The sequence below is a fragment of the Defluviimonas aquaemixtae genome, from assembly GCF_900302475.1.
Classification (GTDB): domain Bacteria; phylum Pseudomonadota; class Alphaproteobacteria; order Rhodobacterales; family Rhodobacteraceae; genus Albidovulum; species Albidovulum aquaemixtae.
This window is the reverse complement of the sequence record NZ_OMOQ01000002.1, coordinates 562,501-580,235: the sequence shown is the minus strand read 5'-3', so window position 1 is coordinate 580,235 and position 17,735 is coordinate 562,501. Positions and strand designations below refer to the sequence as shown.

9 protein-coding genes, 1 tRNA gene and 2 rRNA genes (1 of these 12 running past the window's edge) are annotated in these 17,735 nt (G+C 60.0%); 1 reads left to right on the top strand and 11 read right to left on the bottom strand.

Annotated features, from left to right (window positions below; genetic code table 11):
- Positions 1-247: 247 nt before the first annotated feature.
- The 8 genes from DEA8626_RS14580 to DEA8626_RS14550 all read right to left on the bottom strand — a co-directional run bounded on the left by DEA8626_RS14580 (position 248) and on the right by DEA8626_RS14550 (position 12,332).
- Positions 248-649, bottom strand: a complete 402-nt coding sequence (locus tag DEA8626_RS14580; RefSeq protein WP_108853947.1) for a single-stranded DNA-binding protein — start codon at positions 647-649, stop codon at positions 248-250.
- 553 nt (positions 650-1,202) lie between these two features.
- A complete protein-coding gene (locus DEA8626_RS14575) occupies positions 1,203-1,619 on the bottom strand; it encodes a hypothetical protein (protein WP_108853946.1) in 417 nt (138 codons plus the stop codon).
- A 129-nt stretch (positions 1,620-1,748) separates the two neighbouring features.
- A complete protein-coding gene (locus tag DEA8626_RS14570; RefSeq protein WP_108853945.1) occupies positions 1,749-5,351 on the bottom strand; it encodes an AAA family ATPase in 3,603 nt (1,200 codons plus the stop codon).
- A gap of 287 nt (positions 5,352-5,638) precedes the next feature.
- Entirely contained in the window at positions 5,639-6,574 is a 936-nt protein-coding gene (locus DEA8626_RS14565; RefSeq protein WP_108853944.1) for a DUF2493 domain-containing protein, read from the bottom strand.
- Between the two features lie 327 nt (positions 6,575-6,901).
- Positions 6,902-7,939: a DUF7146 domain-containing protein gene (locus DEA8626_RS14560; RefSeq protein WP_108853943.1), complete on the bottom strand. Its 1,038-nt coding sequence runs from the start codon at positions 7,937-7,939 to the stop codon at positions 6,902-6,904.
- 97 nt (positions 7,940-8,036) lie between these two features.
- The gene (locus DEA8626_RS14555) at positions 8,037-10,166 is read right to left on the bottom strand and encodes a ParB/RepB/Spo0J family partition protein (RefSeq protein WP_108853942.1); all 2,130 of its coding nucleotides are present in this window, start codon (positions 10,164-10,166) and stop codon (positions 8,037-8,039) included.
- Between the two features lie 152 nt (positions 10,167-10,318).
- Positions 10,319-10,960: a hypothetical protein gene (locus DEA8626_RS20850; protein ID WP_146188872.1), complete on the bottom strand. Its 642-nt coding sequence runs from the start codon at positions 10,958-10,960 to the stop codon at positions 10,319-10,321.
- 178 nt (positions 10,961-11,138) lie between these two features.
- Complete coding sequence (locus tag DEA8626_RS14550; RefSeq protein WP_108853941.1) at positions 11,139-12,332, bottom strand: DUF932 domain-containing protein; 1,194 nt, start codon at positions 12,330-12,332, stop codon at positions 11,139-11,141.
- A gap of 620 nt (positions 12,333-12,952) precedes the next feature.
- Here DEA8626_RS14550 and DEA8626_RS14540 point away from each other — a divergent pair.
- Positions 12,953-14,698: a recombinase family protein gene (locus DEA8626_RS14540; protein WP_108854073.1), complete on the top strand. Its 1,746-nt coding sequence runs from the start codon at positions 12,953-12,955 to the stop codon at positions 14,696-14,698.
- Here the strand turns inward: DEA8626_RS14540 and DEA8626_RS14535 are convergent.
- From DEA8626_RS14535 to DEA8626_RS14525, 3 genes are all read right to left on the bottom strand, one after another.
- Positions 14,655-14,731: transfer RNA gene (locus tag DEA8626_RS14535), tRNA-Met, on the bottom strand. The genes DEA8626_RS14540 and DEA8626_RS14535 overlap by 44 nt on opposite strands.
- Before the next feature lie 71 nt (positions 14,732-14,802).
- Positions 14,803-14,917 (bottom strand): 5S ribosomal RNA (gene rrf / locus DEA8626_RS14530).
- Positions 14,918-15,012: 95 nt separating this feature from the next.
- Positions 15,013-17,735: ribosomal RNA gene (locus DEA8626_RS14525) — 23S ribosomal RNA — on the bottom strand; it runs 113 nt beyond the window's last position.

The following is a 17,735-nucleotide window of genomic DNA, read 5'->3' as shown; positions in this document are numbered from 1 at the left end:
ACCCGGCCATTCACACATGCCAGAACTACGACTATTTTAGTCGCATTTCCGGGGGCTTGCCAGTGATCATCGCGGTCAGCGGCCGTTTCGGGCACTGGATCGCCTAGGAGCCGGCGAAGGCGCGATTCACTGCTAATTCGGCGGCTGCGCGCGGCGGGATGTCGCCGAGTGATACGAATTGTGAACAGTGTCGGACATTGCCAGCGGAGAAGCCCGGCGGCTCGCACCACCGGGCTTCGTTGCCGGGTCAGGACTGGTCGTCCTCATCGTCGATGAATGAGGGATCCTCGTCCTCGGCCTGCTTGGCCTTGGTCAGGAAGTCGACCGTCTCGGCGATGATCTCGCAGCCGTAGCGATCGACGCCCGCGGCGTCGGTCCACTTGGTGTAGTGGATGCGGCCACGGACTAGGAGCTTCATCCCCTTCTCGCAATACTGCTGGACCGTCTTGCCGAGGCCGTTGAAGCAGGTGATGCGGTGCCATTCGGTGTCCTGGACGCGGTAGCCGTTCTCGTCGCGGACGACCCGGCCTTCGGAATAGCGCGGGCGAGAGGTGGCAAGGGTGAAGTTGGTGATCGAGGTGCCGCCCTGGGTGGTGCGGGTCTCGGGGGTCTGGCCGATGTTGCCGGCGAGGATGACGATGTTCTGCATGGTATGTCTCCGTTGCTTCATCCGGAGGGACCGTCCCTCCGATGAGGCCCGTCAAAGACCGCTGGACGTGGCCTGCACGGACGCTCCCGGCGTCCGCTCGACCCCCAAGGCGGGACGTGGCGCGGGCAGGCGTGGAACACGCCAACACGGGTCCCGCCGCGCGGGGTTGCTGGCCTCGGACGGACGGGCTTAGGGGATCAATCAGGAGGAGGCACAGGTCTTCTCGGGGGAGCGGCAACGGAGACGCAGTACCGAACCATCTTCCTCGCGAAGGGCAACTTGGCCCCCAGATCACGCGCCCATCGGCAATCGGCCTCACGCACCCACCTTCGCGTGCCACAGCTGCGCCGTGTCCGATGGCCAGAAACCGCAGGCAGAACCGAGCACGTCAGGCATCGTTCACCGTACTCACAGGCATCGGCCCGGTTGGTCCATGGTCATGCGAGAAGAGAGGGATGATTCGGGCTTTGGCCTGCGATCAGCCAAGAACCGTCGATGCGCAGATTTCCACCGCGCCTGCGATCAATTGACGAGGGACGGCCGCAACCAAGGGCTACGGGTCGAGCAGCCCCTCGCCCAAGGTATTGAGGTTGATCATCGCCGCAACGGCGACGACCGCGCCGCATCCGCCGCAGAGAAGCGTCAGCATAAAGCCCGGGTCGAGCGCATGTTTCGCGACGCCATGGGCCAGCGCGTAACCCGCCACGGCGGCGGGCACCGCGAAGAGGCCGAGCGCCCCGAGGCGGAGGAGCGGGTTCCGAGCAAAGCCGAGAATGGCAATGACGAGCGCGACGGAGAGCGCCGCCCCCGCCAGTCCGGCAAGGAAGGACAGGCCGAAACCGGCCCCACCTCCATGAACCTGCAGGAACGCGGCGATCCCGGCCATGACCGGCAATGCGAAGACCGCGAAGCGGAAGGCAAGCAGGCTAAGGGCGATGGACAGAGAGATGGCAAGAAGAACAAGCGACATGGACGCCTCCATGGGTTGGTGACTGTGAGGATCACGACAGGCTACCCACGTGTGCGCACCGCCTGCGACTATGCTGCTTCGCCGGTTCTACTGAGTGGATAATAACCGAAGGTTCTGTGTTTCCCAAGCCTACAAGAAATGGCCATCGATGATTCGAGCTGCGTCGGCGCTCAGAGTGGGCCCCTCAAAAGTCTCAAGAAGCTTTCCATTGAAGTGCTTTGCATACCAAGTCTTTTTCTTGTCCCGGTGCTTTGCGTATATTTCCGATGACATCATTCCCCAGTGTTCCCAGTACCACGTCTCACCGTTCCAAGTCACCGAGAAGTCGGGAAGGAACATCGTACCGTCGGGCGCGATCAATGGCGTTTCATATTCAAAAGCGACACCACGCTCGTGAAGCAAGTTCGCAATGATCAATTCAGATTTCGAACGGACCATGTCGCCACTTAGGGCTTCGTGGATTTTTCCTTCCTCATACCAGTCTTTGCGGTGGACTAGCTCGTCGGGGACGGCGTGAAAGTATCCCTCGTAAAGGAAGGAGTTGATCAAAGCAGTCTGAGTGTTTTCTGGCCGCCTGGCCGATAGCAAAGTCGAGATATCGCCCTGAACGAGAAGGGTGCAGTGTCTAGTTGCGCGTGTGAGCGCCGTATAGATCAATTCAGATGAAAGCGAGCGCGCTTTCGATTTCGGCACCAAGACATAGGTATGTTGAAATTCGCTCCCTTGCGCTTTGTGTACTGAGATCGCATAGGCAAGCTCAAGGTTGCTTTCCACACTTTCCGATCCGCCATTTGGGAGATCGCGCCCATAGGCAAATCCAAGGTGATCCTTTCTTGCAAACTTGACCTGAAACCGCTTCATTCGAAACCGGTTCTTCTTCACGTCAAACCCATGCTTCTGCACGAAGCCGATCTCACCATTGAATATCTCTGAGCGTTCTGATTTCCGGGTGTTAAAGTTGTACGCCCAGATCGGGTTGGACTTGGGCCTGTTCCGATATTGGATTACCTTGTCAAAAAGCGTGATACCGTCCACAGCGCCAAACCAATTCATCGTCCCCCTTGCTACCCGCTGCTGCAGTGCTTCGTTCAGAGCTTCAACGCCATGAAGCTCTGCGCGGTGCGGCGTAAGGACTTGGTATTTTTCCGGCATCCACTCAAAAGCAGTTCGCCAGAGTTCGTAGGGCTTGTCCTCATTCAATGCCTGGCCGGTATGCGTAGACATATCTGTTTCGAGTTCTTTGATTAGTCGCTCTGCCAGCGTTGCAGGGTCGTCCCAGTAGATGACGCGAAGGTCTGTATCAACATTTCCGCCTTTGTGAACGGCGGATAGGAGGGCCTCAGCCTGCGGTGAGGTTGCGTCTCCATCCTCACGCGCCGACGCACCTACGAACAGGTCAGCAAGGTCGAGTATGGCGGTGCCTTGCCCCGAAATGGCATTCCCCATTTGCCGGAGGTTCTGATCGAGACGCGCAATACTTCCGTTGTCTTTTCGGTCGAGCCAGACAATCGTATCCGCGAATACCCGGCCTCTTCCGATAGGAGGAAGCTGATTGGGGTCACCAACGAGTATGAACCGGCGCACCTGTCGCCAATCTATTGCACGAACCAAGCTGGCCATAAGCCCAAGGTCAAGCATCGAGGCTTCGTCCACGATGATTGTGCCGCCGCCCTTACGCTTTACTCCGCTTCGCCTGAAGGTCAGGTTGTTGTTCAGCCAGCCGCCCTTGGCCAGAAACGAGTGGACGGTAGAGGTCTCGACGCGTTCAATTCCGCGTTCATGAAGCTTTGCGCGGACGCGGTCCGAGGCTTTGCCGGTTGGTGCCATGACAGTAACAGGCGCGCCGTCTCCTTCGGTCTGACGGACAGCCCGTATGATTGCGCAAATGACAGTCGTCTTTCCTGTGCCAGCAGCGCCGGTCACGACGGCCAGTGGGCGGCGGAAGATTAGTTCACAGGCTTCTGCCTGAGCCGCTACCGCCTGCGTATATAGCTCCCGTGCTTTGGCGAGAAGAGAGCTTTTCTTGTCGAGAATTTCATTCTGCCAATCGCTTTCGGAGAACGGGCGCTGCAACTGAACGTCAGCGCGCCCGGACAGATTTGTTAGTGCGTCTTCAATGTCTCTCTCATCGTCATAGACGTCCTGCAGATAGAGCCAAAGTCTGTTTTCTTCCTCACGCAACACCAGCGCTTCTTCAAGCGTTGCGCGATCGACCTCGAAATATCTTGCCGTGAAGTGTGCGGACTTCCATTCGGGAAGCTTCTGCAGGCGTGCATTCACTTCTGCAAGAATGCCGTCCGCAGCCCTGAAGGTCTGGTTCGGCTCTCTCTTCAACTGCTCCACGCAAAGCGCCCGAAAGCGCCTTGCATCGTCATACTCCATGTCCGCGAGAGGCTCGCCTCCCAGTTCCGGCGAAGGCAGCACCCCACGATCTATCGTCCCCCATGGGATGGTGTCGTCGGGGCTATCGCCGACATATCTCTCCGAGAGAACGTAGGGGTTTTCCGCAGGGGCACTGCAATCGCCTGTCAGCCCATGCTCTGCCCGCAAGCGTTCGTCTTCGCTGACAATCCTTTCGATCTGATCGAGAGTCAGATCGAGCCGTGGCAGCACGTCCCTGAGCAGGGTCCTAGCATCGTCCGGCTTGAGCAACCACTGCCTTGCCAGCTTGGACAGCGGCTTTCCCATGAGGCCATAGGGCGCCACCTCGACATTGTGATCCACAGCGTCAAAGAAGAGCTTGTGCGCTTCTTTTGACTTACCTTCTGCCATGAGACGACGAGCATGGTCGGTTGCCTGATCGGCTCGAAGAAACCGCATGACGTTGAGTAGACCGGGGTACAAACCGCGCTTATTCCAAAGCTCGGCAATGCAACCAAGAATCCAGCGCTCCCGCTCGTCCCAGTTCTCGCTTTCATCGCCGAGAGCCTTCAACTCTCGGATGGCGCCGAGAAATTGCTCAAGCAGTCCAATGGCGTCATCGTTGGTCAGAAGTCGAGCGCCATACTTGCAAGTCCGCGGATTGTCCGGATAGACCACAAATTTATTGAGCGCCTCGGGGTCATCTCGATAAAGATGATATGGGAGACGCAACCCTTCATCGGGGTATAGTGAGGTCACGTTGCGCCCCCAAATCATCCCTCCTGCAAATCTCGCGCTGATGTCATCGCTCACGTCGTCGTAAAGCAGGCGATCGGAGACGTTCTTGACCCGCGAAACCCCGACCAGCACATAGCGAGGATTTTCTTCCTCGCTGAAGGGGTTGGAATAGTTCGCATAGTAAAAGATCAAGCTGTTCGCAGCTTCAATACTTGCGAAGAATGCGTCGGCGTTCTCGGAGCGCCGGTTGTTGTCCAGCTTCCCGTTCTCGTAGACATCTTCGCTATACATAGCCTCGTATGGCCATACACATGTTGTTGCCGGAGCAATGTCCCATTCCGCACGGCTAGCGCCATCGAAAAAGAAGTCGGGTGGGTTTGAATATCCACGTATTGTGTCCGGCCCGAATGCGTTGGCACTATAGACGCAGGGCGGTAACTCAGAGCTTTTTAAATCTGAGATCGGCCTTCCGGCATTTGCCATTTCCTGATTTACTTGCCGCTCGCGGGCAATAACATCGCCAGGGTAGGACTGGCATCCTACACAGTAACTGTTCAGTTCTGGATGTTCGCAAATGCGGCCGTCCCAACCGTTGTCATGCCAAGCAATTCGCGCCGTCAAATGAACAGTCATGGCTTCTCTTTCGTCATGCAGAACAGGTTCTTCGCATTTTAACAAATCTTCGACCGAAGACACTTTGATAAATTTTCAGGATGTCTCCCGTTCACCGGCGAATCCGCGTGGCGTTTCCGGCGTGCTTTTTGTCGCCTTCTTCGCGATGGGAGTCGACTTACAATGTCCTTCATAGCTTCACGGAAGACTAGACGATGATCTCGGTCAAGCGTTCGTTCTTCGATGTTGCGGATCTGTTCGTGTTCCGACGCTGTGAGACAAGTGTCGCTTCAGAGAAAGGGCGGCGCTTACGCGCCGCTGTGATGCTTGAGGACCGGGATACCCAGCTTGCGGGCCTTGTCGGCAAGGTTCTCTTGGATCCCGGTGCCGGGGAAGACCAACACCCCGATCGGAAGAACGTCCAGCATCGCGTCGTTGCGTTTGAACGGGGCCGAGCGACCGTGCTTGGTCCAGTCGGGCCGGAACGCGACCTGAGGCACCATGCGGTGATCGGCCCAGCGGGAGGCGATGAGTTCCGCGCCCTTGGGTGAGCCGCCGTGGAGCAGCACCATGTCCGGGTGCTTGGCATGGACCCGGTCAAGCCGCGCCCAGATCAGGCGGTGATCGTTGAAATCCGCCCCGCCGGTCACGGCCACCTTGGGACCGTCGGGCAGAAGCAGCTGCGCCTCGGCCCGGCGGCGGGCTGTGAGGAAATCCCGGCTGTCGATCATCGCGGCGGTCAGGTTTCGATGGCTGACGCGCGAGCCGGTCCGGGGATGCCAGGGCTTGCCGAGGTGTTGCTCGAAGCCCTCCGCCGCGAGGTCGCGGAAGAGTTCCAGCGCGGTGCGCCGTTCGACCATGCTCTGCCCCTCAGCCAGAAGGCGTTCGAGTTCGAGGGATTTGACTTCGGAGCCGTCCTGTTCCCGCTGCAGGCGACGCTGTGCCTGTTCGTTGTCGTCGAGTTGCCGCTCGGCCCGGGCGAGCGCCCGGTGGAAGAGGTTGACCGCACCCCAGAGGAGTTCGTCTAGTTCGGGTTCGAGGCGTGTGTCACCGAGCGTCGCGACAAGGACGTCGAGGATATCGGCGACGGCACCGGCGATCTGGCAGCCCTCGGGCAAGGGGCGCGGATCGGGTTCATCCTCGTAGGGACGCCAGCCGTAGAGCTGGAGTTCGGTCAGGACATGGGCGGTCGAGGACGTGCTGTGATGCGGCTCATGGGCATCGGTTTCGGGATCGAGGGTCATCTGCGGGGTCCTTCCTCAGGGGAGCCGCGCGCCGCACGCGGCCTTCGTGGCAGGAACGCGCCCACGGGCGGGACGGCCGGGCAGCCCGAGCCCTTCGCGAGGGCCTTGATGGCCAAGCCCAGCTATTTTGGCTCGCGATGCAAAGCGCCCCGGCGGGGCGCGGCGGAAAATAGCCGGAGCGCGGCCATTGCCGGGCCGTGCCGCTTGTGGGCCCCCTGCCCTCTGAGAAGGCCGTGCGCGCCGGCCTTTCCCGTGGATGGGACCCACGCGGCCCCCCTCCGAAAACAATGCTGCGAGCCGTGCAGCGCCAGCCCGGTTGCCGCCCTGTCACACCGGCACGAACTGCGCGGCGTCGTCGGCGTGGAGATAAAGCCGCAAACGCGCTTGCAAGGCCGCCAGACCATAGCGCCGGAGATCGTCGTTGAAGTCGCCCAGTCGAGGCGTGAGGGTCATCGCCTCGATGCCAGTCTCGGCTGCGCGAGTGGCTAGCCGATCCCTTGCCGCCGCGCCCGCCGGATCACGGTCGCGCAACACGTAGAGCCGCCGCAGACCAGCGGGAAACCGGATGGCGGCCAGGTGTCCCGACGACAGCGCCGCGAGGGCGGGTATTTCGGGCAGAGCCGAGCGCACGGAAAGAACCGTCTCGATCCCCTCGCCCGCGATGAGCACGTCAGCGGGCACGCCGAACCGCACCCCGTTCCCGAGCAAAGCGCCCATCGCGCGCCGCGGTGTGTCGATATCGGCCTTGTCGTGCCCGTCCGGGCGCAGCCAGGTGCGATGGGTCCCGGTCTGGCGGCCCTCGAGATCGGTGATGGCGGCCAGCATGGCCGGAAGCCGCACGACCGGCCCGCCGCCTTCGGGCCGATAGAAACAGGCGGGATGGAACCGCAGGCTTGTCATTCGGTCGGCCGTTCCGATGCCGCGCCCGCGCAGATAGGTTTCCGCCGGAGTGCCACGGATCGGCACGGCCATTGCGAACAGGCGTCGCGCCGCTTCCTGAGATCCGGTGGCAGCTGGTGGCTGTGAATGTGGAGAATGCTGTCGGGGAGGATCAGGTAAGGGCAGGCTCAAGAAGCGTCGGGCCTCATCGGCAACGTCCTTGAAGTCGACCAAGCCGCAGGTTTCGCGGATGACATCGAGTAGATCGCCATGCTCCCCCGTGGCTGCATCGGTCCATTTTCCGGCGGCACGGATGCCGAACAGGGGCCCGGATAGCCGAACGAACATGGATCGGCCCGGTGTGTTCTGAACGTCGCCAACCAGCCAGTAGTGACCCTGCTTCCGGCCGTTCGATAGAAAGTGTCGGCACACCGCTTCCGCATTCTGGGAAAGCTGGCGCGAAAGCTCGGTGGCGGGGCTCGTCATGGCAGCCTCCAACAAGTTTGGACGAAAACAGGGGCCCGCCATGACTGACGGGCCCCTGACTTTGGACCTTGGGGGAAGGTCCCGACCTGCTCGAAGGTCACTCGGCGGCTGTCCTCGCGAAGGCGTCACCGGCGGTGGGATCATCTTCCCCCGAGGGGGCGGAATCTCCGATAGCCGGTTCGCCGCCGTCTTCCGCCGATTGCGCTTCGCCGCTGTCGGGATCGTCATTCGAAGCGTCATCGTCGGCGCGGTCCGCGTCGTCGACCAGCTCGATCTCCGGTGCGTCCTCTTCCGGCAGCGGCGGCGTGCGCAACGGGTGCGGCAGCCAGCCGGTGTCGGAGAGCAGGTCCTCTGCAGCGGTCACCATCTCGGCCTTCTTCAGCCCGGCGATCCGGTCAGCAGCGTCCTCACCCTTCGCTTCGCGCACGGCCTCGAGGATGCGGGCCTTGGTCACGCGGCCGAGGTAGCTGTCACCCGTCGGCGTCCAGCCCGCCTTGGCCATGTCAAGCCCGACGGTCCCGGCCAGCACATCCGCATGCGCGATGGCGCGCGGTCGGCGTTGGTAGGGGTCGTGGACGGCATTCACGCTCATCGCCACGCAATGGGCGAAGAGCGCCTCGCGGCTACAGCTGTCGAACTCGGTCAGCACCTCCCAGAGGTCCTCGGATGCCTTCGGCAGGTTCCGCGCCCAGGTCTCGTGGCGCTGGTCGATGGCTTGCGCGTAGGCCGTGTCGCCGAGGCCCGGCACCTGCGATCCGAAACCCGCGTTGCGCGGTTCGATCTCAACGCAGCTGTCGACGGCGTAGCGGTAGAAGAGCCGCAAGACCATCGCGTGCAGGGCCGCGAGGAAGGCCACCTGCGGGTCCTGGGCCAGCGCATTACGCAAGGCCAGGGTGCGATGGGCCGTCAGTTCCATGACGAGGCGGTCGGAGAGCGGCTTGAGGCCGTCATCCTCTTCCTCGTCCTCCGTGGTGGACATGACGGTGTCGTCGGTTTCCTCCTCGGGAGGCGCGTCCGACTGGACTTCGCTTATGTATTCCACCTCCTCGACCGGCTCATCTTCGGGCCGCACGTAGCCGCGCTCGACGCGCAGCCGCCCGGAGCTGTCGATGCTGACGAAGGCTCCGGCCAGCGCGAGGTCGTCGGCCTCGTACCGGATCGGGCGTGCTTCGAGTGCCTCCATCGCCTCCTCGATCTCGCCCAACCGGGCATCGACGTCGTCGGGCAATTCGTCGGCCTCAGCATGCTCGGCCTCGAGCGCGTCGTATTCGGCCGTCAGCGACTGGTAACTGGCAGCCTCCTCGTCGCTCATCGGCACCGCTTCGCCATTGATCCGGCGCATCCCGAAGGTGTGGCCATAGGGGAATTCGGTATCGACCTCGACCCATTTCCAGCCCTCGGCACGCACCCCTTCGGCCTCTTCGACCAGTTTCTCGCGCACCATGACGTCGAGAAGGGCGGCATCCTGCAGCCAGCCGCCGTCGTCCTGCTGGAACAGGTCGCGCAGGATCTCGCCCCCGGCCTCGACGTAGTCGTCGAGCCCCACGAACTGCGCCCGCTTGTCCGAGGCCCGCACCGCGCCCTCGGTCAGCATGCGGCGGACCTCATAGGGCTGCCGCGAAAAGTGCCGCTGCAGCGCCTCCCAGACCTGCTCCTGCCGCGCATGGTCGGGATTGACCGTGAAGGCCATGAGCTGGTCGAGGGTCATCTCCTCCTCGGCATAGGCGTCGAGCAGCGAGGGCGCGATGGCGGCGAGCTTCAGCCGCTGTTTGACCACGCTGGCCGAGACGAAGAAGGCCGCTGCGATCTCCTCCTCTGTGCGGCCCTTCTCGCGCATTGCCTGGAAGGCGCGGAACTGGTCGAGCGGATGTAGCGGCGCGCGCTGGACGTTCTCGGCGAGACTGTCCTCCTCGGCGAGCCCGTCGGTGCGTACGATGCAGGGGACCAGCGCGGTCTTGTTCATGCGCTTCTGTTTGACGAGCAGTTCGAGCGCCCGGAACCGCCGCCCGCCGGCGGGGATCGTGTACATGCCGGTCTCTGCGCCGCTCTCGTCCAGCACAGGCCGCACGGTGATGGAGCTGAGCAGCGTGCGCCGCGCGATGTCCTCGGCTAGTTCCTCGATCGAGACGCCTGCCTTAACGTGGCGCACATTCGACTGGCTGAGCATCAGCTTGTGGAAGGGGATGTCTCGCGAGGCGCTAAGGGTGATTTTCTGTTGCTTGGTCATCGGGATATCTCCGCGACGGGCCAGCCGGGAGCCTCTCTCCCGACCTCCAAACCCGTCACGGAAAACCCGGCACCCCTCTAACTCTGACGAGTGCGACGGAAAAAAAAATTCGCCGGAAGCGGCGGCACAGCGGTGCAGCACAAACTACAAGTCTAATGGTTCGTTCCAACCCTGGCGGACACAGCATCAATCCACGCTTTTTGCTTCAGGGACCGGTTTTGCATCACGCGAACATGCTTCAGGTGATCTTTCAGCAGCCCTGAAATCCTATCTTTCTCTCGCTTCACTTCCTTCGGCGATAACCATGGATTTAGATAGATCCGTTTGAGGCTGTTAGCGGAAAAAGAAAACTTATCGGCGTCTATTCCCGGATTTGTATGAATTCTAAGAACACGAAATTCGCATTCATCGCGGTACTGTTTTCTTTTGGCAAATGGGATCAAACGGAGCTCCAACTGACTCAGTTCTGCGGGTAGCCGATATCGAACTTTGTCAGCAAGAAGTGACCCGTCCTGTTTTATGTCATCGATAAGGCTGTCTCTTTCGAACCAAAGGCATACACCATTCTCACGTTCACCAAAAACATGCCAGAAATGAAACCTATCTGATGCTTCCGTAAGACAAGTTCCTCGGATTTCATGCTCGGGAAACCTCTCAGAATATATGCGGATACACTCGCTATCATTCTTGTCATCCCATTCCTTCGGGTCTCCCAGATGCAGTTGCAGCGCCCTAAACGTCGGCTCCAAGTGCTCCAATTTCGTGTATTTTTTCAGCCAGCGGTTCATTGGCATTAGCGAGCTCCAAGAACAAATATCGAGATTTGGAAATCGTATCCGTGGATTGCACACTCAAGGCAAGTACCGAAGAAACACGGCGAAGCCGTCTGTGTGGGCAAAGGTAACGATTTGGCTGTTCCTCCCCGTTTTCGGGTGGCGGACCTTGTCTTGGCCCGCCACCCGAAGATACCGCCTAAGTCACCCTTTCCAACAGCCCCTTCGCCTTCCCCTCCATAACCAGCCGCGCATCCTGCTGCGGCTTCGACCGGGCGACCGCCGTGATGCCCTGCACGAAGTCGAACACGCTTTCCGGCGGGCGGCCCTCCTCGGCCAGCACCGTCTCGACGATCCGCCCCGTTTCCGCCTTCGAGAACCCGCGCTTGCGGAGAAAGTCCTGACGGTCCTCGTCCGACCGCGCGACGATCTTCTCCCGCGCCGCGCGGATGCCGTCGATGAAGGGCGCGGGCGAGGACTCGGCGAAGCGGCTCAGCGCCGGAGCGGCCTCGTGGGCGAAGCGCGAGGCGGCGTATTTCGAGTGCCGGATCGTAATCTCCTGGAAGTCTTCGACGCCCCAAAGGTTGCGGTTCTGGCAGACCGCGCGCAGGTAGAAGCTGGCGATGCCAAGCGTTTTGGCGCCAACCTCGGAGTTCCAGCAATAAAACCCCCGGAAATAGAGGTCGGGCGATCCGTCGGGCAGCAGCCCCGCCTCGATGGGGTTCAGGTCATCGACGAGGAACAGGAACACGTCGCGGTCCGAGGCGTAGAGCGTCGTCGTCTCCTTCGTCACGTCCACGCGCGGGTTGTAGATGCCCGTCGACCAGTCGAGCACGCCCGGCACCTTCCAGCGCGTGTCGCCCGTGCCGTTGCCCGCGATGCGCTGCACGGCGGAGACCAGTTCGTGGTCGTAGATGCGGCCGTAGTCGGGTCCGGTCACGGCGCGCAGTTCGGTGCGGCCATCCGCAACTTCCATGGTCTTGATCTGCTCGGCCCGGTGATTGGTCAGGCTGTATTGCAGGTTGATGCCCGCCAGCGGCGCGGGAAGTTGCCGCAAATAGGCCGCGGGTGCGCCGACCAGGCTCGAGAGCTGACCGAAGGACCAATGCGTCGGCGCGATGGGTTCATCCGCACCGGGCAGGACCAGCCCCAGCTTCTCCGGGTTGTCGCGATGCGCCTCGACCCGGATCGCAGCACTTTCCACCGTGCGCGTCCGGCTCCGCTCCGCCCGGCCTTTGACGGATGCGAAGAGATCGTCGAGCGACAGATACCGCTCGTCGTCGGGCCGCGAGAACCACTCCGACGACACACGGTCCACGTTCGTGCCGCGCGACATATCCACCCTGTAGCCGCCGCTCATGTCACGCCCGGCATCGATGATTTCGCTGTTCATTGGGAATCCTCCGCGACGGCCGCCGGAGGCCTCTCCTCCAGCCTTCAACCCGTCACGGCACCCCTCCCAGTCTCTTGCTCTCTCGCTTGGCCAGTGGCGGCTTCCCGCGCCTTAGTGACACCTACGTTGCGCGATTCGTGCGGCCTATGGCAGACTTCGTTCAGGCAACGGTCTTCGGGCCCTGCCACAGCTTAGGGCCCCTAAATGGTGGGAATTCGCATAGAACAGCGCAGTATCTCCGGCTTTCGGGCCGCCGATTTGCGCGACGCTAGAGCAGCCATCTATACGCCAAGCTACGAAAATGTGCGCTCACCTCACCTTCAATCCGCTATTATACATAGGCTTTTTACTTCGTACGTGCGCCAGCCTCTGGCAGGCTGGCGCTCATGGAAAGGGACCAGGAAAGCAGGCCGGTGGCTAACGCCTCAAGAGGCGCCCAGGACTCGTTTCGGGGTAGCGGAACGACCGCGAACACCATCGCGCGCCTCACTTCGGCTGGCGATGATCCGCGGCTGGTCAACCTTGTTCGCTTGTTGGCGCGGCAGGCGGCGAGAGATTTCATTGAGACTGAGAACAGGCGGCATGCACGGGCTCGCCTCCGCGATTAAGGGGGCTATCGCATGAAGGCAGCGCTTTACGCTCGGTATTCATCTGACAACCAACGTGATGCGTCGATCGAGGACCAGCTGCGCATCTGCCGTGCACGCGCGGAGCGGGAAGGCTGGACGATCATCGACAGCTACACGGATCGCGCGATTTCCGGGGCGTCCCTGCTTCGGCCCGGCGTTCAGGAACTGATCTCGGATGCGCTGAAGGGGCGTTTCGACGTGATCCTCGCGGAGTCGCTGGATCGTCTCTCTCGGGACCAGGAGGACATCGCCGGGCTCTACAAGCGGATGCGCTTTGCAGGTGTGAGTATCGTGACGCTGTCCGAAGGTGAGGTCAGCGAATTGCACATCGGTCTCAAGGGAACGATGGGCGCACTCTTCCTTAAGGATTTGGCTGACAAGACCAGGCGCGGTCTTCGCGGGCGCGTCGAGAAGGGTCGCTCTGGTGGTGGGCTTTGTTTTGGGTATGACGTCGTTCGCACGGCGGATCCGGACGATCGGGGCGAGCGGGAGATCAACCCAGCCGAAGCAAACGTCGTTCGGCGCATCTTCCGGGAATACTTGTCCGGACAATCATCGCGGACGATAGCGATGACCTTGAACCGGGAGGGCATTTCCGGACCACAGGGCAAGGAGTGGGGGCCCTCCACGATTCACGGCAACCCGAAACGAGGGACAGGGATTCTCAACAATGAGCTCTACATCGGTAGGCTCGTCTGGAACCGTCTGCGATACATGAAGGATCCAGACACCGGTAAGCGCGTCTCCCGCCCGAACCCGGAAAGTGAGTGGGTTGTCCAGGAGGTCCCGGACCTTCGGATTGTGGACCAAGATCTCTGGGACGCGGTGAAGAAAAGGCAAAAGAGCCTTTCGTTTGATACGTCACCGACAGGCAGTAATCCGATGAACGATAGACGGCGGCCGAAGCACCTTTTCGCCGGCCTTATCAAGTGCGGTTGCTGTGGTGGTGGGTACTCCCTGATCTCGAAAGACCTGCTTGGCTGCGCAGCGTCGCGGAACAAGGGCACATGCGATAACCGTCTGAACATCCGTCGGGATGCCTTGGAGGCGTCGATCTTGAATGGCCTTCGGAAGCATCTCATGTCGCCAGAACTCTTCAATGAGTTCTGCGCGGAGTTCACCCGGGAAGTAAATCGGCTCCGGGTCGAGCGCGGGGCGGACCTGGCCGGCTGGAGAAGCGAACTCGAGAAGGTTGACCGAGAGCTCGACAAGATGGTCGACGCCATTCTTCAGGGCTTCCCGCCTGCAAAGCTCAAAGACAAGGCCGAGAAGCTGGAGGCGAGGAAGTCGCAGTTGAGCGAGCTTCTGGACAATGCCGATGAGCCGCCGCCATTGCTGCACCCGAACATGGCACGGATGTATCAGGATCGCATCGCGAAGCTCTGCGAGAACCTGCAATCCGAGGAAAATCGTGGCGCCGCCGTCGACGTGCTTCGGTCACTGGTCGATGAGATCACCCTCGTGCCCGAGGACGGCGAACTCTCCATCGTCCTTCGCGGCGACCTGGGGGCGATTCTCCGCTTTGCAGCAGGAAAGCAAAACCCCGACTTCCTTTCGGAGGCCGAGGCTTTGGACAACCTGCTTTCGCAGAAATCGTTGGTTGCGGGAGGGCGCAGCAGACGATCGCGGCGGGCGGCAGTCCCAAAAGCAAAAACCTCCGCGGCAGGACCGGCGGAGGCATCGCAAGTATCGTTGGTTGCGGGGGTAGGATTTGAACCTACGACCTTCAGGTTATGAGCCTGACGAGCTACCGAACTGCTCCACCCCGCGCCAAGGTCGGCCCGGAACAAACGAGATTGTGTGGGGCCGCATCGTCGAGAGATACATGTGCTTCTTACTAGGTTTGGCGGTGACCTACTCTCCCACGTCTTAAGACGCAGTACCATCGGCGCAACGGCACTTAACGGCCGAGTTCGGGATGGGATCGGGTGTTTTGCTCGTGCTATGACCACCAAACCGAGAAAGAAGCACAACAATCAACGCCGAACCCCTGAGGGGCTCGGAACAGTCCAAGTCGGCTTTCGACCAGAGAAGTCTGACTTCTGCTGGATCAAATCAAGCCTATCGAGCAATTAGTACCGGTCAACTGAACGCATTGCTGCGCTTACATCTCCGGCCTATCGACGTGGTCGTCTTCCACGGCTCTCAAGGGATACCTGGTTTTGAGGGGGGCTTCCCGCTTAGATGCCTTCAGCGGTTATCCTGTCCGTTCATAGCTACCCAGCACTGCCGTTGGCACGACAACTGGTCCACCAGTGGAACGTTCACCCCGGTCCTCTCGTACTAGGGGCAACTCCTCTCAAGTATCCTACACCCACGGCAGATAGGGACCGAACTGTCTCACGACGTTCTAAACCCAGCTCACGTACCTCTTTAAATGGCGAACAGCCATACCCTTGGGACCTGCTCCAGCCCCAGGATGAGATGAGCCGACATCGAGGTGCCAAACGGTGCCGTCGATATGGACTCTTGGGCACCATCAGCCTGTTATCCCCAGCGTACCTTTTATCCGTTGAGCGATGGCCCTTCCACTCGGGACCACCGGATCACTATGGCCGTCTTTCGACTCTGCTCGACCTGTCAGTCTCGCAGTCAGGCTGGCTTCTGCCATTGCACTCAACGAGCGATTTCCGACCGCTCTGAGCCAACCTTCGCGCGCCTCCGTTACTCTTTGGGAGGCGACCGCCCCAGTCAAACTACCCACCACGCAGGGTCCCGGACCCGGATAACGGGCCGCGGTTAGACATCAAGAGTGCGAAGGGTGGTATCTCAAGGGAGGCTCCACGGAAACTGGCGTTCCCGCTTCAAAGCCTACCACCTATCCTGCACATCACAATCCTGATGCCAGTGCGAAGCTATAGTAAAGGTGCATGGGGTCTTTCCGTCTAACCGCGGGAAGTGTGCATCTTGACACACAGTTCAATTTCGCTGAGTCCACATTTGAGACAGCGGGGAGATCGTTACGCCATTCGTGCAGGTCGGAACTTACCCGACAAGGAATTTCGCTACCTTAGGACCGTTATAGTTACGGCCGCCGTTTACTGGGGCTTCAATTCGGAGCTTGCACTCCTCCTTTTAACCTTCCAGCACCGGGCAGGCGTCAGACTGTATACGTCGCCTTGCGGCTTCGCACAGCCCTGTGTTTTAAGTAAACAGTCGCCACCCCCTGGTTTGTGCCCCCCGCCCATAGTTGCCTACAGACGGGGCTCCCTTCTCGCGAACTTACGGGAGCATTTTGCCGAGTTCCTTAAATGTGGTTCTCTCAAGCGCCTTGGTATTCTCTACCAGTCCACCTGTGTCGGTTTAGGGTACGATCTAATGGAGGGCTATTTCCAGGAACCTCTAAGCAGCCTCTTCAATCCGATAAGAAGAAACTACCCTCGAGATCCGTCACATCCTCCTGGCCCAGGAATATTAACCTGGTTCCCATCGACTACGCCTTTCGGCCTCGCCTTAGGGGTCGGCTTACCCTGCTCAGATTAGCTTTAAGCAGGAACCCTTGGACTTTCGGCGACAGGGTCTCTCACCCTGTTTGTCGCTACTCATGTCAACATTCTCGCTTCTGATCACTCCACCGGATGCCTTACGGCCCGGCTTCACAGTAAGCACCTTTCCGACCGGAACCTTCTGAACAGAAGGTTAAAATCGGATGGTGCTGTATCACAGAACGCTCCGCTACCACGCACATTGCTGTGCATCCTAAGCTTCGGCTCGTGGCTTGAGCCCCGTTACATCTTCGCCGCAGGATCTCTTATTTAGACCAGTGAGCTGTTACGCTATCTTTAAAGGATGGCTGCTTCTAAGCCAACCTCCTGGTTGTTTTGGAAATCCCACATGCTTTCCCACTTAGCCACGAATTGGGGGCCTTAGCTGTAGGTCAGGGTTGTTTCCCTCTCCACGACGGACGTTAGCACCCGCCGTGTGTCTCCCGGATAGTACTTCTCGGTATTCGGAGTTTGCTTAGGCTCAGTAAGTCTGTGGGACCCCATCACCCATGCAGTGCTCTACCCCCGAGAGTATTCGTCCGAGGCGCTACCTAAATAGCTTTCGCGGAGAACCAGCTATCTCCAGATTTGATTGGCCTTTCACCCCTAGGCACAAGTCATCCGGACCCTTTTCAACGGGTGTCGGTTCGGACCTCCAGTAAGTGTTACCTTACCTTCATCCTGCTCATGCCTAGATCATCTGGTTTCGGGTCTGATCCCACGAACTCATTCGCCCATTTAAGACTCGCTTTCGCTACGCCTACACCTACCGGCTTAAGCTTGCTCGTGAGACCAAGTCGTTGACCCATTATACAAAAGGTACGCCGTCAGGGCTCAAGGCCCCTCCGACTGCTTGTAGGCGTCCGGTTTCAGAAACTGTTTCACTCCCCTCGTCGGGGTGCTTTTCACCTTTCCCTCACGGTACTGGTTCGCTATCGGTCAGTAAGGAGTACTTAGCCTTCGGGGGTGGTCCCCCGATCTTCAGACAGGATTTCACGTGTCCCGCCCTACTTAATACGTCCAATTGAGCTTCCTATACGGGGCTGTCACCCGCTGTGGCTGATCTTTCCAGATCATTCTAGTCACTCTCATGGCTCGGCTGGTCCGCGTTCGCTCGCCACTACTAGCGGAGTCTCTATTGATTTCCTTTCCTCCGGGTACTTAGATGTTTCAGTTCCCCGGGTTCGCTCTTAAAACCCTATGTATTCAGGTCATAAGTACCTGTTTCAGCCCATTATTGAGTACTTGCGTAACAATAACGAACTGTCAGGTGGGTTTCCCCATTCGGA